Here is a 21986-nt window from a genome sequence, read left to right as displayed (position 1 = left end):
GGTGACGGTGACGGTGACGGGCTCACCCGGCGACCAGGTCCTGACCGCGCAGTCGCTGCGAGATGACGGTGGTGATGCCGTCGCCGCGCATGCTGACGCCGTAGAGCGCGTCGGCGACTTCCATCGTCGGCTTCTGATGGGTGATCACGATCAGCTGCGACTTCTCCCGCAGTTGCTCGAACAGACCGATCAGTCGTCGCAGGTTGGTGTCGTCGAGCGCGGCCTCCACCTCGTCCATCACGTAGAACGGTGACGGCCGGGCCCGGAAGATCGCGACGAGCATCGCGACCGCGGTGAGCGACTTCTCGCCGCCGGACAGCAGCGACAGCCGCTTGACCTTCTTTCCGGGCGGGCGGGCCTCCACTTCGATCCCGGTGGTGAGCATGTCCGACGGGTCGGTCAGCACCAGGCGGCCCTCGCCGCCTGGGAAGAGCTTCGCGAACACGTCGACGAACTCGCGCTCGACGTCGGCGTAGGCCTCGGTGAACATCTGCAGGATGCGCGCGTCGACGTCGGCGACCACCCCGAGCAGGTCCTTGCGCGCGTTCCTGACGTCCTCGAGCTGGGTGGACAGGAAGTTGTACCGCTCCTCCAGCGCCGCGAACTCCTCGAGCGCGAGCGGATTGACCTTGCCGAGCGTCGCGAGGTCCTTCTCGGCCCGCTTCGCCCGGCGCTCCTGGGTGCCGCGGTCGTACGGCACCGGCGCGGGGCGGGTGACCTGCTCGCCACGCTCACGCGCCTGCTCGTACTCCGTGATCTCCAACTCGGACGGGGGCAGTTGGACGTCGGGGCCGTACTCGGCAATCAGATCATCGAGGTTGACGGCGTACTGCTCGAGGATGGTCGCCTCGAGCTGTTCGATCCGCAGCGCCGCCTGTGCTCGCGCTACCTCGTCTCGGTGGACGGCGTCCGTCAATGCCGCCTTCTGCGCGGTGAGTTGCCGGACACGCTCCTTGACGCCCTCGACCTCTTCGGTGTGCGCGGCGCGCAGACTCGTCAGCTCGTCGCGGTGGGCCGCGGCCGCTTCCACGATCCGGCCGAGGTGACCGGCCACCCGCTGTCCGGACTCGGCCACGGCGGCCGCGACCTCGGCGGCCGTTCGGCGGGCGTGGCGCGCGCGTTCGGCCCGGGCCCTGGCGTCGCGCTCCGCCTGAGCCGCACGACGTAGCGAGTCCGCCTTTCCGCGAACCGATTCGGCGCGTTCCTCGGCGGTGCGTACCGCGAGGCGGGCCTCGACCTCCACCGCGCGGACCTCCGTCAGGGCGGCGGCGGCAACCTCCCGCTCGAACTCGGTTGGTGCGCCACCGTCCATGTCGGATGCCCCTGCGGCACCGGACTGTTCGTCCTCGGCGCGACGCAACCGCTCCTCGAGTTCGGCGAGCGACGTGAGGGTCTCCTCCCGGCCGTTCTCCGCCTTGACGCGCTGCGCAAGGAGTCGCTCGGACTCGGCATGCGCGGCCCGAACCACCTGGCCCAGTCGTCCCAACTGCTCGTAGACCGCGGACATGGTGGCGTCGGACTCGTGCAGCGCGGCCAGCGCCTGCTCGGCGACCTCCGCGCGGTCCGACTGCTCGGCAACAGCACCGGCGAGGGCAGCGGCCAGTTCCTGGGAGCGGCGCTCGGCCGACTCCAAACCTGCCGTCGATGCGTCGATCGCGGCCTGCACCTCGAGCGTGCTCGGGAGGCGGTCGGATCCGCCGGTGATCCAGCCCGCCCCGACCAGATCGCCGTCCCGTGTCACTGCACGCACCGAGGGCAGGATTCTCACGAGTTCCGTTGCAGCATCGAGCGATTCGACGACGGCAACACCATCGAGCAGGGCGTCGACGGCCACGCGCACGGAATCGGGGCAATGCACGGCGTCGGCGATCCACGTCGCCCGGACCGGTAGGTCCGCGCGCGGCGCGACATCCGCGCGTTCTGCCGCGAAGAGGACCGCAGCTCGGCCACCGTCCGCTGCGCGCAGCGCGTGCACCGCGGCGGATGCGGCCTCAGCAGATTCCGCGGCGATCGCGTCGGCCGCCGGACCCATCACCGCGGCAACTGCGGTCTCGTATCCGGGATCCACACGGATCAGTTCGGCGACGGGGCCGGTGAGCCCGCGGTCGGAGTGGTGTTCGAGCAGCCACGCTCCACCGTCTCGGCGTTCGAGTCCCATCGACAGCGCGTCGATGCGGGCCTTCAGCGACGCCACTTCCTGGCCGGCGTCGCGTTCCGCGGCCCGCAGTTCGGTGACCCGTCCGGCGATCAGGTCGAGCGCCGCGACCGCGCGCTCGTAGTGGCCGTCGAGGCCGAGTTCCCCGGCGTCGAGGTCGTCGACCGTGGACTCGACCGTGTCGAACTCGCCCTGTGCGGCGTCCCCCCGCTCGCGTGCCTCGGCGATCGCGACATCGAGCCGGGACACCTCGGCGTCCACCGACTCGGCGCGCGTGCGCAGCGTGTCCACCTGACCGGACAGCCGCGCCAGGCCTTCACGGCGATCCGCGATCGCCTGCACCGCCGCGACATGGGCGCGCTCGGCGTCCGCCGCGGCCTCCTCGCGCTCCGCGAGTTGTTCGCGTGCCGCGTCGAGCGTCGCGCGCGCGAGTTCGACGGCAGCGACCAGTTCGGCCTCCTCCACCGCGATCCGCTCGGCGCGGGCCTCCATCTCGTCCGGATCCTGCCCCCGCCCCACCTCGGGCTCGCTGTCGAGGTGACGTGCGCGTTCCTGCGCGATCCGGATCGTCGCACTCACGCGTTCGGCCAGCGCGGACAGCTGGAACCACGTCTGTCCCGCGGCCTCGGCCTGCGGCGTCAGGCGTGCGAGCGCCTGCTCGTGCCCGCCGAGTTCGGCGGTCGCCTCGTCGAGCGCGGCGTGCACCGCCTCCTGCTGCTCGCGGACGATCTTTTCATCGTGCGTCTGGTTCGCGAGTTCGGCGCGGCGGGTGACGAGATCGTCCGCAGCCAACCGAAGGCGCGCGTCCCGCAGGTCGGCCTGAACGGTCTGAGCACGTCGGGCGACCTCGGCCTGTCGACCGAGCGGCTTGAGCTGTCGGCGCAGTTCGGCGGTGAGGTCGTTCAGCCGCGCGAGGTTGGCCTGCATCGCATCGAGCTTGCGGACGGCTTTTTCCTTGCGCTTGCGATGCTTGAGGACGCCCGCGGCCTCTTCGATGAACGCGCGACGGTCCTCCGGGCGAGACTCGAGGATCGCAGACAGGCGTCCCTGACCGACGATGACGTGCATCTCGCGGCCGATGCCCGAGTCGCTGAGCAGCTCCTGCACGTCCATCAGGCGACACGAGTTGCCGTTGATCTCGTACTCGCCGGCGCCGTCACGGAACATGCGCCGGGTGATCGACACCTCGGAGTACTCGATCGGCAGGGCGCCGTCGGAGTTGTCGATCGTGAGTGTCACCTCGGCACGGCCGAGCGGAGCACGTCCGGCGGTGCCGGCGAAGATGACGTCCTGCATCTTGCCGCCGCGCAGGGCCTTGGCCCCCTGCTCGCCCATCACCCAGGTGAGGGCATCGACGACGTTGGACTTGCCCGAGCCGTTGGGCCCCACGACGCACGTGATGCCGGGCTCGAACCGCAGAGTCGTGGCGGACGCAAAGGACTTGAAGCCCTTCAACGTCAGACTCTTCAGGTGCATGACGGTGGACTCTACCTGCGGATCAGCGCTCGACGAACCCGGAAAGGCCTCCGCGCGCCGCATCGAAGTGCTCGACGACGAGCGTCACGTTTCCGGGCGTTCCCCCCGACCGCAGCAACTCCAGCAACCGCTCGAGTTCCGTCCGCGCCCCCTCCGCGATCACGAGAACCCGACCGTCGGCGTGGTTGGTGGCATGCCCGACCAGCCCCAGTTCGAGGGCCCGCGCACGCGTCCACCACCGGAAGCCGACGCCCTGGACGTATCCGTGGACCCAGGCGGTGAGGCGTTCGATGTCGGGGTGCATGGCTGCCATTATCCGACGGGTGGTGTCAGCCTCCGAACGGTGCCGTCGAAGCCCGTCGCATACAACGCGCGGGGATCCCAGCCCGGGCCCGCGCCGAACTTCACCGCCGACGCGAGCGCCAGCCCCGACGCGACTTCGCAACTCTCCCCCGACTCGGGGTTGACCCGCAGCACCCTGCCCGCGACGTTGTACGCCAGATAGACGGCGCCGTCGGGTCCGACGGTGAGGTCGTCGGCGACGTTCAGTGGCCCTACGCCCGGCAGCGAGATGGTGCGGACCGGCCCACGGAGATCGCGCGCGTCGAGGACCTTCAACTCACTGACCGGATCGAACGACGTGGTCAGGTAGACGCGGTCACCCGCGACCGCGACACCGTCGACGGTACCCAGGTCGGTGCGGACCGTCTCGGGCTGCCCGGGCCGGTCCGCCGGGATTCGGGTGAGACCGGGCGCCCCGAGATTTCGGGTGGTGAGCAGGTCTCCGTTCCCGAGACGCGCCAGTCCGTTCGGCATCACGAGCCCTCCGGAAATGGTGCGGCGCTGGCGGGTCTGCAGGTCCACGACGTCGACCGTGCCGTCCGCGATCCCGAACAGACCCGATACCGCGGTATTGCCGGTCGTGACGTAGACGTTGTCACCGTCGACTACCAGCCCGCCCGGGCCGTTCACCCCGTCGACCAGGGTGCCGCGCCCGCCCGCCGCGTCCAGCGTTCGGACAGCACCAGGCGTCACGAACGACGAATCCGACAGCAGCATGGCTCCGCGGCCGTCGAACGCGAGGTTCTCGAGCATTCCGTAACCCGACGCGATCGTCTGAACACCCCACTGCGGGCACCGGTTCGGGGCGCTCGACATCTCAGCTGTCGCCGGCGCCGCCGTGACAATCGCGGCAACCGCCGCCGATGCCAACGCGAGAATTCCGATTCGCCCAGTTCGCCGACTACGCACAATCTCCCCCTGTGTCCTTGCCCTCCGGGTACGCGATTGTTGCAGAAGTTCGGGGCGCTGTGCGCGCATGGCTTGTACACTCCGACACCATGCAGGGATTCCTACATTCCACGACGACGCCGGACACCGCCGGCGCCCTCACGATGAACTGACAGCCCTCAGACATCTCGAGCCCCGGAGCAGATTCCGGGGCTTTCTTCTTGTCCCGACTGCTCCCACACGAAACAACAGGAGCAGACACCATGGTCACCGACCACCGAGATCTCAACCACGACATGGCAATTTTCGCCACCGATCCCCTTGCCGGATCCGGCCTTCCGATGTGGCTACCAGCCGGTGCCATCGTCCGGGAGGAGCTGCAAAAGCTGGCGAAGGAACTGGCATCGGACGATGGATGCCAAGGCGTGTTCTCGCCGGTTCTCGGAAAACGAGCGCTGTACGAGCGGTCCGGACATCTGAGCAAGTTCAGCCAAGACATGTTCCCCGCCATGCGAATTGGCGATGACGACATCATGCTTCGGCCGGCGAACTGCCCTCATCACGCCTTGATCTACGCCTCCACCAAACGCTCGTATCGCGAGCTGCCACTTCGATTCAACGAGCTCGCCTCCATGTTCCGGGCCGAACGTTCCGGGGTTCTGTCCGGATTGAGTCGCGTCCGGCAGATCAACCTCGACGACACTCACGTCTTCTGCCGCCCGGACCAGGTCCTGCACGAAGCCGAGCTGGGGTTGCGGGCTGCGCTGCGTGCTCAGGAGATTCTGGGACTGCCCGTCGACTACGTTCGGCTGTCGATACGAGACAGTTCCGCTGCGTGGCTCGGAACCGAGGCACAGTGGGAGCATGCCCAGGAGCAACTTCGTGTGGCAGGGCGGTCCGTTCTCGACGAGCATGGACTGAAACTGCTCGAGGCCCCGGGCGAGGCCGCGTTCTACGGCCCCAAGTTCGATTTGCAAGTTCGGGACGGACACGGTCACGAGGAAACCATCGCCACCGTACAGCTCGACTTCAATCAACCCGAGCGATTCGACCTCACCTACGTCGACTCCGACGGCGCTGAATGTCGACCAGTCATGATTCATCGAGGCGCTGTCGGGTCCATGGAGCGCGTGACTGCAGCGCTCCTCGAACACCACACGGGGCGTTTGCCGTTCTGGTTGGCCCCGGTCCAGGTCACTGTCCTGCCGGTCACCGCAGACCAGGATGCCGCGGCGCGCACGTTCGCCAATGAAGCACGCCGGCAGGGACTTCGCAGCAGAGTCGACCACGGCGGGTCACTGGGAGCACGCATTCGGAACGCCCGCAGAACCAGAGATCACCTGATCGCAGTTATCGGACAGTCCGAGGTTGCGTTGGACAGTGTTCAGATCACCGACGTCGCCTGCGGTGTTCGGACCCAAGTCGCCCGAGAGCACCTTCTCGAATTAATGGGAGACGCGTATCGCGACCGGAGGGCAACACTCGATTGGCCACGGCTTGCAGGGGCCGCCGACGTTCTCCATCGACTCGAACACTAGTTCCAATCAGAGGGGAGTCATGAATCCGGGGGAATCATCGAACCAAGCGCAACACTATCGGTGCACGCCCGCGATCTGCGGCGCCTGCCCGAGCGGGAACTGCTGCAGACGACCCTCGACCTCTCCCGCGAAATCGAGCGCCTCGAAACGCTGCGGGTGGCCGCCGTCGCCGAAATCGACCAACCGCCCGTCTCGTTCGACACCCTCGGGTTCCGCAGCGTGAAACTGTGGCTCGCATCGAACACTCTGCTGGAAGTGCCTGCCGCCGCACGGATTCTCGCCCTCGGACGCGCACTCGGTCGGCAACCCGAGATTGCCGCCGAGTACGAGCGTGGTCGTGTCTCTGGCGACCATGCGGCGCTGATCGCGAGGTTCTGCGAGAAGCCGCCGAACGGGATGCCTCCCGAAGCCGTAGGGCCCTGCCGGAAGGTGTTGCTCGACTGCGCCACCGGATCTGTTCGGCGACAAAGACATCGCTCACGTGCCGTGGATGGGGCCACTGAGCATCGCCACCGCACGCCGACTCGCCTGCGACCACGGCTGCGCCCTCCCCAGCTGCGGAAGACCACCCGCCCACTGCGAAGGCCACCACGTGACACATTGGGCCGACGGCGGACCCACCGACCTCGACGACCTGGTACTGCTCTGCCGCTACCACCACCGACTACTCCACCACTCCCACTGGCAAGTAGCCATCGGCGAAGATCACCACCGTGGTTCACACCGCCAGGCTCGTTTGGACCCGTGCGCGGAAACCCATCCCCGCGCACAATCGGGCAGGGCCCCGCGCGGCGTAGAGGCGCGGGGTGGTGGTCTACTCCCCCGTAATCGTCAGCGTCACCTTCGCGCCGGCCTTGAGCGTGCGGCCGACGGTGCACACCTTGTCGATCGAGCGCTCGACGAGGGCGACCAGGCGTTGGCGCGCCTCGGCGTCGAGCTCACTGAGGTCGAGTTCGAGGACCTCGTCGAGCTGCGGGTACACCTCGTTCTCGCGGTCGGCCGCACCCGAGACCCGGATCGTGGCGTCGTAGTCGTCACCGAGACGACGCGACAGCGGAAAGTCCGAGCTCATGCCCGAGCACGCGGCCAGCGCGATCTTGAGCAGCTCCCCAGGGGTGAAAGCGCCCTCCACCGACTCCGATCCGATCAGGACTTCGGCGCCGCGCGAGCTGCGGCCGGTGTACAGGCGGGTGCCGGTGCGCTCCACCCAGAGTTCGGTGGACGCGGGGGCGGGAGTCTGTTCAGCCATGAGTGGAGATCCTGCCATCCTCCCGCGCCTCGTCCCACACCTGGATCCCCGAGATCTCGGGGATCTCGTCGCGGTGGAAGGTCGGGTCCTTGCCTTCGGCCCGCTGGCGGCGGTAGTGGTTGAACAGCAGGAAGGCGACACCCGACAGCGGGAGCAGGGCAGCCAGGTTCACGGTGGCCATCACACCCATCACAAGATCCGCCAACGCCCAGATCAGGGGCAGCGATCCGACGGCACCGGCGAACACACACACCACCACCAGCGCCCTGAATCCGTGCAGCACACGACGACTGCTCGTCATGAACTCGATGTTCGATTCGCCGTAGTAGTAGTTGCCGATCACCGAGGTGAACGCGAGGAAGAAGATAGCGAACGTCAGGAAGTGGACAGTCCAACCACCGAGTTGCGCACTGAGAGCGGTCTGGGTGAGCGACGCACCCGCCTTCGTCCCGTAATCGGGGTTCGACAAAAGAATGATGAATGCCGTTGCGGTGCAGACCAGCAGGGTGTCGAAGTAGACGCCCAGGCTCTGCACCAGGCCCTGCTTGACCGGATGCGACACGGCAGCGGTCGCGCCGGCGTTCGGCGCCGAGCCCATACCGGCCTCATTCGAGAACAATCCGCGCCGAATGCCCTGCATGAAGGCTGCCGCGAAGCCACCGCTGACCATCTCACGGATACCGAATGCGTTCTCCACGATGAGGCGGAACATGTCGGGGACCTGTGTGATGTTCAAGGCCACCACAACGAGCGCGAGGACCAGGTAGGCGCCGGCGACCACCGGGACGATCACCTGCGACACGGCCGAGATGCGGCGCACGCCACCGAAGATCACGGCAGCGGTGAGGCTCGCGACGACCAGTCCGACGACGACACTCAGTCCGCGGGACTCCTCGCCGACCGAGGTCGACACGGCGTCGACGATCGAGTTCGTCTGCACCGCATTGAAGACGAAGCCGTAGGTGACCGTGATGATGACGGCGAAAATCACACCCATCCAGCGGCGCCGGAGTCCGTGCAGCATGTAGTAGGCGGGACCGCCGCGGAACCCGCCGTCCTTGTCGCGGATCTTGTACACCTGAGCGAGCGTCGACTCGACGAACGCGGTGGCTGCGCCGATGAGCGCCATCACCCACATCCAGAACACCGTGCCGGGGCCGCCGACGCTGATCGCGATGGCGACTCCGGCGATGTTGCCGGTGCCCACCCGCGACGCCGCCGAGATGGAGAAGGCACGGAACGCCGAGATCCCCTTCTGCCCGTCGGGCAGCGTCTCGGCCGGTTCGGTGACCGACCGGAGCATGTCCGGCAGCAGGCGGATCTGGACGAACCGGGACCGCACCGTGAAGTACAGGCCCAGTCCGACCAAGAGGGCGATCACTGCGTACCAGTACGCGTCGTTGATGTCGGTGACCAGATCCACGATGGCGTCCACACCAGCGACTATGCGGGACGATCGTCCAGTCCGCCAGTCCCGAACCGACCGTTAGTTGCTACACCTGGAATCGATATCCCATCCCGGTCTCGGTCAGCAGGTGCCGCGGCTTCGACGGATCCACCTCGAGCTTGCGCCGCAACTGTGCGAGGTAAACACGCAGGTAGTGCGTCTCGGTGGCGTACGCCGGACCCCACACTTCGCGGAGCAGTTCCTTCTGCCCGACGAGTTTGCCCTTGTTGCGAACGAGCATCTCGAGCATCCCCCACTCGGTGGGCGTCAAGTGTATTTCGCTCCCGTCTCGGGTGACTTTCTTGGCCGCGAGATCAACAGTGAACGAGTCGGTCACGACGACCGGTTCACCGGTGTCCGCGGCCGCCGCACCACGCCGGACCGCGGCTCGCAGGCGGGCGAGGAACTCGTCCATCCCGAACGGCTTGGTGACGTAGTCGTCCGCACCCGCGTCGAGTGCCTCGACCTTGTCCGATGAATCCGTGCGCGCCGACAGCACGATCACCGGCGCCGTGCACCATCCACGTAATCCGGCCAGTACCTCGATGCCGTCCATGTCGGGCAGGCCCAGGTCGAGCACCACCACCTCGGGGTGCTTCTCGGCCGCCGCCCGCAGCGCCGCAGCGCCGGTCGACGCCGTCGTCACCTCGTAACCGCGGACGCTCAGATTGATCCGCAGTGCCCGCAGGATCTGCGGTTCGTCGTCCACCACCAGCACCCGCGTCATCGGGCTCCCTTCGCGTCTTCGGCACCCGAATGTGCCGCCTCGAGTTCGACGATCATCGTCAGCCCACCGCCGGGAGTGTCCGCGACCCCCACCGTGCCGCCCATCGCCTCGACGAACCCCTTGACCACGGACAGCCCGAGGCCCACGCCGACGGTGTTGTCCCGATCGCCGAGGCGCTGGAAGGCGTCGAAGACCTGCTCGTGGCTGCCGCGGGCCAATCCGGGACCGGTGTCGGCAACGGTGATCGTCATCTGGTCCCCCGACCGGGCCGCGCCGATGCGGACGGGTTCGTCGGGCGCGTAGCGCAGCGCGTTGTCGACAAGATTGGCGATCACGCGCTCGAGTAGACCGGCGTCCGCCATCACCACGGCGTCGCCCACCTCCACCTTGACCTGGTCGCGCACCCGCCGGGCCGAGCCGGGGCCGCCGTACCCCGCGCCGACCAGGGCCCGGTGCACCACTTCCTCGAGATAGATCCGACGCAGTGTCGGCTTCACGACGCCCGCGGCGAGCCGCGACGAGTCGAGCAGATTTCCGACGAGTGCCGTGAGCTGATCCGTCGATTCCTCCACGGTGGCGAGCAGTTCCGCGGTGTCCTCGGGCGAGAACTCGACGTCGTCGCTGCGCAGGCTCGACACCGCGGCCTTCACGGCCGCGAGCGGGGTGCGCAGGTCGTGGCTGACGGCCGAGAGCAACGACCGGCGCAGCAGGTCGGCCTCCTCGAGCGCTTGTGCCTTGCTGGCCTCTTCCGCAAGTTGCCGCTGCCGGATCAGGCCTACCGCTTGGTTCGCGACCGCGTACAGCACCTTGCGGTCGCGGGCGCCGAGTTCTTCGCCGGCGAGGAGCAGTGCGTACTCGCCGTCGCTGACCTCGCATACTGTGCCGGCCTCGTCGATCGTGCTCGGCGCAGATGTTCCCGCCGAACTGACGACACCCTCACCTCGCCGGACGACACTGACCCCGGTCTGCGAGTACGTCTCACGCACCTTCTCGAGCAATGCCGGCAGGTCGGCGCCGCGCAGCACGGATCCGGCGAACAGCGCGAGCAGTTCGGCCTCCTGCGACGCCCGCCGTGCCTCCCTGCTTCGTTTGGCTGCCGCGTCGACCAGGATCGCCACGGCGACCGCCACCACCAGCAGGACGATGGTGGTGATGAAGTTGTCGGGCTGAGCGATGGTGAAGCTGTAGAGCGGGGCGGTGAAGAAGTAGTTGAGCAGCAGGCCCGAGATGAGGGCCGAGACGATCGCGGGGCCGACGCCGCCCAACAGAGCCACGAGCAGCACGACGACGAAGAACAGCGCGTTCTGGCCGCCGACCCCCGCGAATCGATCGATCAGCCCCATCAGGACGGCGGCCAGCGACGGCACGATGACGGCGGCCAGCCACGACACCGCACGCCGTTCGCCGCGACCGAGGAACGAGATCCGGTGCCGGGTCGCGGCCTCGTCGTGCGTGACCATGTGCACGTCGATCTTCCCGGACTGCTGGACGATCGCCGCCCCGATCCCCTCGTCGACGATGCGGGCCCACCGTGAACGCCGGGACGTGCCGATCACCAACTGGGTGGCGTTGACCTCGCGGGCGAACTCGAGCAGTGTCATCGGGACGTCGTCACCGACGACACTGTGCAGGCTCGCGCCGAAACTGGTCGCCAGCTTGCGCACCTTGCCCATCTCGCCCGCCGACACTCCCTCGATCCCGTCGCCCCGAACCACGTGTACCACCATCAGTTCCGCGCTGGCCTTGCCGGCGATGCGGCTCGCACGGCGCACCAGGGTGTCGGATTCCGGCCCACCGGTGACGGCGACGACCACCCGTTCACGGGCTTCCCACGTGTCGGTGATCTTGTTCTCCGCGCGGTACTTCGCGAGTGCGGCATCCACCTGGTCTGCCACCCACAGCAGCGCCAGTTCCCGCAGGGCCGTGAGGTTGCCCCGACGGAAGTAGTTGCGGAGCGCCGCATCGACCTTGTCGGCGGAGTACACGTTGCCGTGAGAGAGCCTGCGGCGCAGGGCCTCCGGCGTGATGTCGACGAGTTCCACCTGGGTGGCGGCGCGGACGACCGCATCCGGCACGGTCTCCTGCTGCACGACGCCGGTGATCTGCTGGACGACGTCGTTGAGGCTCTCGAGATGCTGCACGTTGAGGGTCGAGAGCACATCGATTCCCGCGTCGAGCAGTTCGTAGATGTCCTGCCAGCGCTTCTCGTTGCGGCTGCCCGGGGTGTTGGTGTGTGCAAGCTCGTCCACCAGCACCACCGCAGGACGCCGGGCCAGCACCGCTTCGACGTCGAGTTCGGGCATCGAGGTACCGCGATACTCGATCATCTTCGGCTCGATGATCTCGAGCCCGGACAACTGCTCCGCGGTGCGGGCGCGGCCGTGGGTTTCCACCACGGCCGCGACCACATCACCACCACGTTCCAGACGCCGGTGCGCCTCGCCGAGCATCGCGTACGTTTTGCCGACGCCCGGCGCAGCACCGAGATAGATCCGCAACTCGCCGCGGCGGCGCGCGCGGTGCTGCTCGGGACTACTCACACCGCCATCATTCACCCGACGACGCTGCATTGCATCCAGGCGCGGTGAGACCGAGCGCGAGGTTGAGCTCGAGCACATTGACCCGCTCCGCACCGAGGATGCCGAGCTGACGCCCTTCGGTGTTCTGCGCGACAAGGTCCCGCACACGTTCCTCGCTCAACCCGTTCACCTTCGCGACGCGCGGAACCTGCAGTTCCGCATAAACGGGCGAAATGTGGGGATCGATACCGGAGCCCGATCCGGTGACCGCGTCGACCGGCACGGCGTCCGGGGCCACACCCTCCCGTTCGGCAATTGCGACCCGACGTGCCTCGATGAAGCCGGCCAGGACTTCGCTGCTGGGCCCCTGATTGCTCGGCAGGGCCGCCGCCGGGTCGCCGGTCGCGAACGGATCCTCGTCGGCGACGGAACCGACAACCCGGTTGTGGAAGAACGGATCCGGCTCGCCCGCCGCAACCTGCGGATCCACGCCGACCCAGCGGCTGCCCACGACGCACCCCGCGGCGTCGGTGACCGGAGATCCCTCCGCCGCACCCGAACTGATCCGCCCCACACCCCACACCGCGGCCGGGTACAGGACACCGAGGACTGCGGTGAGCGCGAGCAGCACCAGGAGCCCGGCCCACACCTGCTTGAGAAAACCGATAGCGAATCTCATTGGACTTTCACCCGATTCCAGGAACGAGGCGGACGACGAGGTCGATGAGCCAGATCCCGATGAACGGTGTGACCACACCTCCGACGCCGTAGATCAGCAGGTTGCGGCCCAGCAGCTTCGACGCCGACGCCGGACGGTATCGAACACCCCTGAGCGCCAAAGGGATCAGCCCGACGATGACGAGGGCGTTGAAGATCACTGCCGACAGGATCGCCGACTGCGGGCTCGCGAGATGCATGATGTTGAGCACCGCCAACTGCGGGTAGATGCTGCTGAACAGTGCCGGCAGGATCGCGAAGTACTTTGCCAGGTCGTTGGCCAGCGAGAACGTCGTGAGAGCGCCGCGGGTGATCAGCAACTGCTTACCGATCTCGACGACCTCGATCAGCTTGGTGGGATCCGAGTCCAGATCCACCATGTTGCCGGCCTCCTTGGCCGCCGACGTCCCGGTGTTCATCGCGACGCCGACGTCGGCCTGCGCGAGGGCGGGGGCATCATTGGTGCCGTCGCCGGTCATCGCGACCAGCCGACCGCCTTCCTGCTCCTGACGGATGCGCTCGAGCTTGTCCTCCGGGGTGGCCTCGGACATGAAGTCGTCGACGCCGGCCTCCTCCGCGATCGCCCGCGCGGTGAGCGGGTTGTCACCCGTCACCATGACGGTGCGGATCCCCATGGCGCGCAGTTCCGCGAATCGCTCGGCGATCCCCGGCTTGACGACGTCGGTGAGCGCGATGACCCCGAGCACCGTCGCCGTACCGCGCTCGGCGACGGCCACCACCAGCGGCGTACCGCCGGCCAGGGCGACCTTCTCGACCGAGGCCGTGACCTCGGGGTCGATCGTCGTCCCGTACCCGGACACCCACGCCAGCACGGCATCTCCCGCGCCCTTGCGGATCTGCTGCCGACCGGTGTCGGTGGCGACGTCCAGTCCGCTCATCCGAGTCTGCGCCGTGAACTCGACGAACTCGGCACCCCGCTCGCTCTCGGACGCCTCGGCGTCCAGGCCGAACTGCTCGGCACACAGCTCGACGATGCTGCGCCCCTCGGGCGTGCCGTCGGCCAGACTCGACAGCCTTGCGGCCGAAGCGAGTTCGAGGATCGTACAACCCGGCGCCGGGTAGAGCGCGGTGGCCCGGCGGTTACCGAACGTGATGGTTCCGGTCTTGTCCATGAGGAGCGTGTCGATGTCGCCCGCGGCCTCGACGGCGCGGCCCGACATCGCGAGCACGTTGCGCTGCACCAGGCGGTCCATGCCGGCGATGCCGATCGCGGAGAGCAGCGCGCCGATCGTCGTCGGGATGAGGCACACCAGCAAGGCGATCAGCTTGATCGGGTCCTGCGCCTCGCCCGCGTACTCGCCCATCGGACCGACTGCGAGAACCGCGAGCAGGAAGATGACGGTGAGCGCCGCGAGCAGGATGTTCAGCGCGATCTCGTTGGGCGTCTTCTTGCGCGACGCTCCCTCGACGAGCGCGATCATCCGGTCCACGAACGAGTGACCCGGAGCACACGTGATCCGCACGACGATCCGGTCGGAGAGCACCGTGGTGCCTCCGGTCACCGCACACCGGTCTCCGCCGGATTCCCGCACGACCGGCGCGGATTCGCCGGTGATGGCCGACTCGTCGACGGTCGCGATCCCCTCGACGACGTCGCCGTCGCCGGGGATCACCTCGCCGGCCTCGACGACCACCGTGTCGCCGATCACGAGGGCGCTGGCCGAGACGTCCTCGATCGCCCCGGACGTCGTGATCCGTCGGGCAATCGTGTCCTGCTTCACCTTTCGCAGGCTCGCCGCCTGCGCCTTGCCACGACCCTCGGCCACCGACTCCGCGAGGTTCGCGAAGATCACGGTGAACCACAGCCACGCGGCGATGGCCCACGAGAACAGCGTCGGCTGCGCGATTGCCATCACCGTGGTCACGACGGATCCGACGAGGACGACGAACATGACCGGGTTCCGGGCCTGATGGCGCGGATCGAGTTTGCGCACAGCGCCGGGTAGCGCGGTGATCAGTTGTCGGGGGCTGAAGATGCCCGCCTGTACCGGCGAGTGGCCGTGCGCGGCCTCTTCGCCGAGCGGATCGGTTCGGACGTCGGTCGCGGGGACCGTCGTGTCGGTCTGAAGACTCATTGCAGCGCCTCCGAGATGGGCCCGAGAGCGAGGGCCGGGAAGAAGGTGAGGGCAGCGACCAGCACGACCGTGCCGGTGAGCAGTCCGGTGAACATGGGTCCGGACGTGGGCAGGGTTCCGGCGCCGGCGGGCGTTCTGCGCTGCGCGGACAGCGATCCGGCGAGCGCGAGGACGAACAGAATGGGCAGGAAGCGGCCGAGGAGCATGCACACGCCGAGCGACGACTGGAACCAGTCGCTCGTGACCGTCAGCCCGCCGAACGCACTGCCGTTGTTGTTCGACGCCGACGCGTACGCGTACAGCACCTCGGTGAAGCCGTGGATAGAGCCGGGGGTCCCTGAGTCGCCGCTGTTACCGAGGTAGCCGACGGTAGAGCCGAGGATGACAGTGATTCCGGTGCCGATCAGCACGAGGGCGGGCATCACGAGGACCGAGAGTGCGGCGAGCGTGATCTCCCGCTGCCCCAGCTTCTTGCCGAGGTACTCGGGGGTGCGCCCGACGAGCAGACCGCCCACGAAGACGGCGATCAGGGCGAGGACCAGGATGCCGTACAGGCCGGTCCCGACACCGCCGGGCGCGATCTCGCCGAGCAGCATGTTGAGCAGCACCGCGCCGCCACCGAGCGGCGACATGCTGTCGTGCGCCGAGTTCACGGCGCCGGTGCTGGTGCCGGTCGTCGCGACCGCGAAGAGAGCCGATCCGGGGATTCCGAAACGAACTTCCTTGCCTTCCATCATGGATCCGGCCGCGTTGGCAGCGACGCCGCGCGCGCCGGACTCGGCGGCGAGCGTCACCGCGAGCAGTCCGAAGAACAGCGTCGACATGACCGCGAGGAGCGTCAGGCCCTGCCGGCGATCGCCGACCATGGTGCCGAACGTCCGGGTCAGGCTCACCGGGATCAGCAGGATCGCGAGAATCTCGACGATGTTGCTGAGCGGAGTGGGGTTCTCGAACGGGTGCGCCGAGTTGGCTGCGAGGATGCCGCCGCCGTTGGTGCCCAGTTCCTTGATCGCCTCCTGCGAGGCGACCGGAGCGAGCGCGTTGGTGACGGTTGTCCCGTCCAGACCGGTGGACGAGAATCCGGTCCGGAACGACTGGATCACGCCCTGGCTCAGCAGGATCAGTGCGAGCACGAAGGAGAGCGGCAGCAGGATGCGCAGGCTTCCGCGGGTGAGGTCGACCCAGAAGTTGCCGATCTCACCGCCCCGCGAGACCCGCACGAATCCGCGGATCAGCGCGGCGGCGACCGCCATGCCGACCGCGGCGGACACGAAGTTCTGCACCGCGAGGCCCAAGGTCTGGGTGAGGTGACTCATCGTCGTCTCGGGGACGTACGACTGCCAGTTGGTATTGGCGACGAACGAGGCCGCAGTGTTGAAAGCGACGGCAGGGCTGACGCCGTCGAGTCCGTGGCCGAGGGGCAGCACGCCCTGGACGCGCTGCAGGAAGTACAGCAGCAGCACACTCGCTGCCGAGAAGCCGAGCAGGCTGCCGGCGTAGCCGTACCAAGTCTGCTCGGTGCGAGGATTGATCCGGCAGAGCCGGTAGAGGAGAGATTCGATGCGCAGATCTCCGGACCGGAGATCTGTGTCGGTGGTGTAGACCTTCGCCATGTAGTCACCGACGGGGACATACAGAATCGCTAGCACGGCAACGACCAGTGCTATCTGCAGTCCCGCTGCGAGAGCGGGATTCATTGGGCTATGACCTTTCGAAGACCTGCCGGAGAACCTAGAACCGCTCGGGGTTCAGGAGCGCGACGAGTAGGTAGACCACGAGTGCCGCGGCGATGACGACGACGGCGACACTGACGGTCCCGGCGAGCGTCACCGCGCGCCCCTCGCCTGCAGGCCGCGCAGCACCAGCGCGCAGGCGGTGAACACACCGATGATCAACCCGACGTAGGCCATATCAGCCATGGTGTTCCTCTTCGACTTCCTCGAGAACGGCAGCGCCGTATCTCGACGCTCACTGCGGAGCCTGCACCCGTTTCAAGCTCACTGACGTCGTCCTGACACTCTGCTGACGCCCGAATCTGAGCGCGTTTACGCGATCTTTACGGGTCGGTCAGGGCCCGCCGCACACGAATTGACCCCACGCGGACGCGATCGGGTCCGCGTGGGGTCAATCCGGGTGCACCGTCACTCTCGGCGCGACGTCACTCTCGGCGCGTCACCGGAAGGCTTCGCGACGGAGCGCCTTCACCGACGCCGGCACCGGCACGTCCGCGCCCACCCACGGCGCCGGGACAGGTTCGCCCGCAACAATTCGTATCGGGACCACTCCGGCCCACACCCCGGGATCGGAGTCACCCGCGCTCGGAGGCGCGCAGCGGGTCTTCACCGTCCAGTTCCCGGCCTCGATCGGCAGCGCGATCGTCAGCGTCGCCGCGAGTTCCTTGCGCGTCGACGGGCGCACCTCGGCGCTGCGGCCCGGGATGAGCGCATCCGACAGTTCGACGAGCGCGCACTCGGCCTCGTCGCGTTCGAGTGTCGCGAGGTTGCCGCGGACGACCGCGGAGCGGTAGTTCGCCGAGGAGTTGAAGAGGTTGTCGGCCACGACGATTCCGTCGAGGAGCGTCACGCACAGGGACGCGGGTGCGCCCGCCGCGACCTGCCGCAGCGCACCGGCCCCGGTCGAGCCGTGCAGCAGGATCCGGTCTCCGAGACGGGCATAGAGCATGGGCACCGCCCAGGGCTGCCCGTCGACGACGGTGGCGAGCGTTCCGAAGGGGCAGGCGTCGAGAATCGAGTCGAGTTCGGATCGGGAATCGCTGGAGCGTTCGGGCAGGCGTCGGATGCGGAGCAGGCCGCTCGTTTCGGTCATGGTTCCCAGCCTCGACCGATACCGGTTGACTCACCAGGTCCAAATTCGTCAACTTTCCCAGACCAGTATTCTGACGGCATGGCCCGGACCTCACGCGCGTCGAACCTGCACCTCACGCTCCCGGCCACGGCAGAGCCGCTCCGGCAGCGAATCGCGGGGGCCGTGATCGTCGCATTGCGCGCGGGCGCCCTCCGGCCCGGAGATCTCCTGCCCGCCAGTCGGATCCTCGCACTCGAACTCGGGGTGTCGCGTGCCGCCGTCGTCGACGCGTACGACGAACTGACCGCCGCCGGTTTTGTCGACTCGCGAGCAGGATCGGGCACCCGAGTCGCGACCGGTGCCGATGCCGCCGCGCAGGCCGGCGTGACACCACATGTCGCCCCGGTGGCCGAGACGTCGACATCTGTCCACGCCACGCCCCCTCCCGACGTACTCGACCTCACCCCCGGGTTCCCGGACACCGCGCTGATCTCGCCGCGGGACTGGCGATCCGCGTGGCGCTCGGCAACCACCGGCCCCGTCCCGAACACGGCGCCCGGCCCCGGTGGGCACTTCCGGCTGCGGGAGGCGCTGTCGGTGCATCTGCGCCGCACCCGCGGAATCGTGGCGGACGCCGACGAGATCGTCGTCGTGCCCGGCGCACTCGCGGCGCTGCGGACTCTCGCGATCGCGGCGGACCTGCCCGGACGTCGGATCGCCTTCGAGGATCCGGGCTACACGAAGGCGCGCAGGGCATTCGAATTCGCGGGTGTCCGTGCACGGCCCGTCGCAGTCGACCTCGACGGACTCGATCCCGCGAATCTGCAGGCGGACGACGCCGCGGTGTACTGCACTCCGGCACACCAGTACCCGATGGGTTCACGGATGTCGGCGGCTCGGCGGGCCGCCCTCGTGGCCGATGCCGCGGCCACCGGCCGGCTGATCGTCGAGGACGACTACGACGGCGAATTCCGCTACGGCGTCGCATCGTTGCCGGCTCTGCGGGCGATCGAGGGCGGGCGCAACCACGTCGCCTACGTGGGAACGGCGTCGAAGATCGTCTCGCCGTCGCTACGACTCGCGTGGCTGGTTCCGCCCGTGGATCTGCTGCCGCGGGTTCACGACGCCCTGGCGATCACCGGCGAGACCGCCTGCGCCGTCACTGCGGACGCGTTCGCGGAGTTCACCGAATCCGGTTCGCTCACAAGACATCTCGCCCGGACCTCACGGACATACGCCGCGCGCAGGCAGGCCTTCGTCGACGCGCTGCGGACGTACCTGCCCGACGTCGAACCGCTGGGGGTCGAGGCGGGACTGCATGTGGCACTGCGACTTCCCGACGGAACCGACGACGACGCAGTGGCCGACGAGGTCCAACAGCGCGGTGTCACGGTCTGCGGCCTGGCCGGGTATCGGGTGGCCGCGGACGGACCACGTGGGCTCCTGTGCGGCTACGCGCGGTTGCCCGAATCCCGGGCGGACGAGGCGGCGAAGGTGATCGCCGGTGTCATCCGTGCGCGAGTCGCGGGCGCGGTTGGCATCGGGGACAGCTGTACGACGAGCGGTTCATGAACTTCTCGCGACGGATGGGTGCGCCGCATCGCCGGCACGGCAGATCCTCCTGCCCGTAGGCGTTGAGGGACCGATCGAAGTAGCCGGACTGGCCGTTGACGTTGACGTACAACGCGTCGAAGGAGGTGCCGCCCTGGTCGAGTGCCTCGGTCATGACGTCCCGGGCCGCACCGAGCAGTCGCCGCAGCCTCGGCCCGCTCAGCTTGTCGGTGGGACGGTTGCCGTGGATCTCGGCTCGCCACAATGCCTCGTCGGCGTAGATGTTGCCCACCCCGGACACGATCGTCTGGTCGAGCAGGGCCCGCTTGATCTCGGTCTGCTTGCCCCGCAACGTCCTCACCACAACGTCCGGATCGAAGAGCGGATCGAGGGGGTCACGGGCGATGTGCGCCACCGAGCCCGGCACGACAGTGCCGTCGACGGTCACCAGATCGGCCAGCGCCCACCCACCGAAGGTCCGCTGATCGACGAAGCGCAGATCGATCCCGGACTCGAGGCGGGCCCGGATCCGCAGGTGCTTCTCGTCGGGCACCGACGGATCCTGGACCAACATCTGGCCGCTCATCCCCAGGTGCACGACGATCGCGGCAGAACTCGGTTCGAGGACGAGCCACAGGTACTTGCCGCGCCTCTCGGCCGACACGACGGTCTGACCGTCGAGTCGTGCCGCGAGGTCGATCGAACCCGGCAGGTGTCGACGGGTCGCACGTGGATGCAGGACCTCGACGTCACCGATGGTGTGTCCGACGACGTGGTCCTCGAGACCACGTCGGACGACCTCGACTTCGGGAAGTTCCGGCACGCTACGTCCTCGACCCGAGTGGCGTTACGGCTCGAGGACGGCTTCGTCGGCCTCGGCCGACTGCGCCGACTCGGACAGCGCGCTCCACGCAGTGCTCGCGGCCTTCTGCTCCGCTTCCTTCTTGGAGCGCCCGACACCGACACCGAGAGCATCGCCTCCGACGACGACGGTCGCGGTGAACTCTTTGTCGTGGTCGGGACCGGTCGCGGTGATCTCGTACGAGGGAACTCCGACACCTCGTTCGGCCGTCAGTTCCTGGAGACTGGTCTTCCAGTCCAGGCCGGCGCCGAGCTTGGGGGCCCGAGCGAGCAGATCGGCGAACAGGTCGAGCACCACCCGCCGGGCGGTGTCGATGCCGTGTTCGAGATGGATCGCACCGAGCAGTGACTCCATGCCATCGGCAAGGATGCTCGGCTTGTTGCGTCCACCCGTCATCTCCTCGCCCTTGCCGAGGTATAGGTACGCCCCGAGTCCATCGGGCCCCAGTCCTCGCGCTACCTCGGCCAGCGCATGCATGTTGACGATGCTGGCGCGGATCTTGGCAAGCTCACCCTCGGACTTCTCAGGGTGGGACAGGTAGAGGCGCTCGGTGATGGTCAGTCCCAGGACCGAGTCACCGAGGAACTCGAGTCGCTCGTTGGTCGGCAACCCGCCGTGCTCGTACGCGTACGAGCGATGGGTCAACGCCAGAGTCAGGAGATCGTCTTCGAGAGGAACGCCGAGGGCGGCGAGGAGCGATCCGTGATCTTCCTCGCCGCCGGCGTGTGCTGTATTGCTTTTCTTGCTGGTCACAGCGCGACTGAGCAGACTAGACCGCGGCGGTAACCTGACGGCCCTTGTAGGTGCCGCACGACGGGCAAGCCACGTGGGGCAGCGTCTTCTCGCCGCACGCACGGTTGGGGCAGGTGATGAGGGTGGGCGCAGTGGTCTTCCACTGGCTCCGTCGCGACCTAGTGTTGGACCGCGACATTCTGCGCTTGGGAACAGCCACGTCTACTTCTCCTCGTTGATCTTGCTGGCATCAGCAGTTGCATTGCTGGCGTCGGATCCTGCACCGAATTTGGCTGCGAGCCCAGCCCAGCGAGGATCCATTATTTCATGACTGTGCCCGGATTCCGCAATCGCCAGGCGAACGCCACAATCGGGGCACAGGCCCTCACAATCGTCGCTGCACAACGGCTGGAGCGGAAGCTCCAGTCCGACGGCATCGACGATCACCGGCTCGAGGTCGATCTCGTCGTCCACGACCCGGTAAACCTCATCCTCCTCTGTGGTCTCCTCAGTGGTGCTGTCCGGGTATGCGAACAGCTCCGTCAGATGGAGAGCGACAGAGTCGGTAAACGGCTCGAGGCACCGCGAGCACTCGCCCACCGTGTCCGCGTCGGCGGTCCCGGTGACGAGCACCCCCTCGGATACCGATTCGAGCCGCAGATCGAGTTCCACGTCCGTGCCCTTTTCGATCGCGACGAGGTCGAGACCGATCCGCGAGGGAGCCGGCACCACCCGCGACACCGTACGCATCGAACCCGGACGACGACCCAGCGAGAGTGTGTCCAGCACGAAGCCCTCGTCCCGAGTGGGGCGAGATGAACGGTGATGACGGGATGACAACGGAAGTCTCTTTCGGAAAACATTTGGAACGGGCAACCACTC

At 67.8% G+C, this 21986-nt stretch carries 18 protein-coding genes and 1 pseudogene; 3 read left to right on the top strand and 16 right to left on the bottom strand.

Annotated features, from left to right (window positions below):
• Window positions 1-22: 22 nt before the first annotated feature.
• From smc to C8K36_RS04510, 3 genes are read right to left on the bottom strand one after another with little or no spacing between them, the layout of a single operon-like run.
• Window positions 23-3631 (bottom strand): chromosome segregation protein SMC, encoded by a 3609-nt coding sequence (gene smc, locus C8K36_RS04520; protein ID WP_107983769.1) that lies wholly within the window; start codon window positions 3629-3631, stop codon window positions 23-25.
• 22 nt (window positions 3632-3653) lie between these two features.
• Window positions 3654-3935, bottom strand: coding sequence for an acylphosphatase (locus C8K36_RS04515; RefSeq protein WP_107983768.1), 282 nt, complete (start codon window positions 3933-3935; stop codon window positions 3654-3656).
• 8 nt (window positions 3936-3943) lie between these two features.
• Window positions 3944-4726 carry a hypothetical protein gene (locus tag C8K36_RS04510; RefSeq protein ID WP_420910840.1) on the bottom strand — a complete coding sequence of 261 codons (783 nt, stop codon included), beginning with the start codon at window positions 4724-4726 and terminating at the stop codon, window positions 3944-3946.
• 356 nt (window positions 4727-5082) lie between these two features.
• On the opposite strand from C8K36_RS04510, the gene thrS reads away from it, so the two are divergent.
• Complete coding sequence (gene thrS / locus C8K36_RS04505) at window positions 5083-6399, top strand: threonine--tRNA ligase (RefSeq protein ID WP_258195026.1); 1317 nt, start codon at window positions 5083-5085, stop codon at window positions 6397-6399.
• Between the two features lie 33 nt (window positions 6400-6432).
• Window positions 6433-7196, top strand: a pseudogene (locus C8K36_RS25375) (HNH endonuclease).
• A 17-nt stretch (window positions 7197-7213) separates the two neighbouring features.
• On the opposite strand, the gene C8K36_RS04495 reads toward C8K36_RS25375, so the two are convergent.
• The 9 genes from C8K36_RS04495 to C8K36_RS04455 form a co-directional block, all read right to left on the bottom strand.
• Entirely contained in the window at window positions 7214-7648 is a 435-nt protein-coding gene (locus C8K36_RS04495) for an OsmC family protein (protein WP_107983176.1), read from the bottom strand.
• On the bottom strand, window positions 7641-9083 hold the full coding sequence (locus tag C8K36_RS04490) for an alanine/glycine:cation symporter family protein (RefSeq protein ID WP_107983175.1): 1443 nt from the start codon (window positions 9081-9083) through the stop codon (window positions 7641-7643). The genes C8K36_RS04495 and C8K36_RS04490 overlap by 8 nt, the downstream gene beginning before the upstream one ends.
• Before the next feature lie 58 nt (window positions 9084-9141).
• Window positions 9142-9822, bottom strand: a complete 681-nt coding sequence (locus C8K36_RS04485) for a response regulator (protein ID WP_107983174.1) — start codon at window positions 9820-9822, stop codon at window positions 9142-9144.
• Window positions 9819-12392, bottom strand: a complete 2574-nt coding sequence (locus C8K36_RS04480) for a sensor histidine kinase (RefSeq protein WP_107983173.1) — start codon at window positions 12390-12392, stop codon at window positions 9819-9821. The genes C8K36_RS04485 and C8K36_RS04480 overlap by 4 nt, the downstream gene beginning before the upstream one ends.
• Window positions 12370-13020 (bottom strand): potassium-transporting ATPase subunit C, encoded by a 651-nt coding sequence (locus C8K36_RS04475; protein ID WP_107983766.1) that lies wholly within the window; start codon window positions 13018-13020, stop codon window positions 12370-12372. Before C8K36_RS04475 ends, C8K36_RS04480 begins: the two co-directional genes overlap by 23 nt.
• A 7-nt stretch (window positions 13021-13027) precedes the next feature.
• Window positions 13028-15154 (bottom strand): potassium-transporting ATPase subunit KdpB, encoded by a 2127-nt coding sequence (kdpB, locus tag C8K36_RS04470; RefSeq protein ID WP_107983172.1) that lies wholly within the window; start codon window positions 15152-15154, stop codon window positions 13028-13030.
• Window positions 15151-16851: a potassium-transporting ATPase subunit KdpA gene (gene kdpA / locus C8K36_RS04465; RefSeq protein ID WP_107983171.1), complete on the bottom strand. Its 1701-nt coding sequence runs from the start codon at window positions 16849-16851 to the stop codon at window positions 15151-15153. The genes kdpB and kdpA overlap by 4 nt, the downstream gene beginning before the upstream one ends.
• Window positions 16852-16885: 34 nt before the next feature.
• Entirely contained in the window at window positions 16886-16984 is a 99-nt protein-coding gene (kdpF, locus tag C8K36_RS04460; protein WP_107983170.1) for a K(+)-transporting ATPase subunit F, read from the bottom strand.
• Between the two features lie 342 nt (window positions 16985-17326).
• On the bottom strand, window positions 17327-17980 hold the full coding sequence (locus C8K36_RS04455; protein WP_107983169.1) for a pyridoxamine 5'-phosphate oxidase family protein: 654 nt from the start codon (window positions 17978-17980) through the stop codon (window positions 17327-17329).
• Window positions 17981-18058: 78 nt separating this feature from the next.
• Here C8K36_RS04455 and C8K36_RS04450 point away from each other — a divergent pair, with 78 nt between their 5' ends.
• Entirely contained in the window at window positions 18059-19531 is a 1473-nt protein-coding gene (locus tag C8K36_RS04450) for a PLP-dependent aminotransferase family protein (RefSeq protein WP_107983168.1), read from the top strand.
• Here the strand turns inward: C8K36_RS04450 and mutM are convergent.
• Genes mutM through C8K36_RS04430 form a run of 4 tightly spaced genes read right to left on the bottom strand, consistent with a single transcriptional unit; the run spans window position 19467 to window position 21893 of the window.
• Window positions 19467-20333, bottom strand: a complete 867-nt coding sequence (gene mutM, locus C8K36_RS04445) for a bifunctional DNA-formamidopyrimidine glycosylase/DNA-(apurinic or apyrimidinic site) lyase (protein ID WP_107983167.1) — start codon at window positions 20331-20333, stop codon at window positions 19467-19469. The two genes, C8K36_RS04450 and mutM, sit on opposite strands and share 65 nt — an antisense overlap.
• A gap of 24 nt (window positions 20334-20357) precedes the next feature.
• A complete protein-coding gene (gene rnc, locus C8K36_RS04440) occupies window positions 20358-21125 on the bottom strand; it encodes a ribonuclease III (RefSeq protein WP_107983166.1) in 768 nt (255 codons plus the stop codon).
• A gap of 16 nt (window positions 21126-21141) precedes the next feature.
• Window positions 21142-21324, bottom strand: coding sequence for a 50S ribosomal protein L32 (gene rpmF / locus C8K36_RS04435; protein WP_005512081.1), 183 nt, complete (start codon window positions 21322-21324; stop codon window positions 21142-21144).
• A 2-nt stretch (window positions 21325-21326) separates the two neighbouring features.
• On the bottom strand, window positions 21327-21893 hold the full coding sequence (locus tag C8K36_RS04430) for a YceD family protein (RefSeq protein ID WP_107983165.1): 567 nt from the start codon (window positions 21891-21893) through the stop codon (window positions 21327-21329).
• Window positions 21894-21986 lie beyond the last annotated feature (93 nt).

The organism is Rhodococcus sp. OK519, from assembly GCF_003051005.1.
Taxonomy (GTDB): Bacteria; Actinomycetota; Actinomycetes; order Mycobacteriales; family Mycobacteriaceae; genus Prescottella.
The sequence above is the reverse complement of the archived record's forward strand: the minus strand, read 5'-3'. Positions and strand labels throughout refer to the sequence as shown.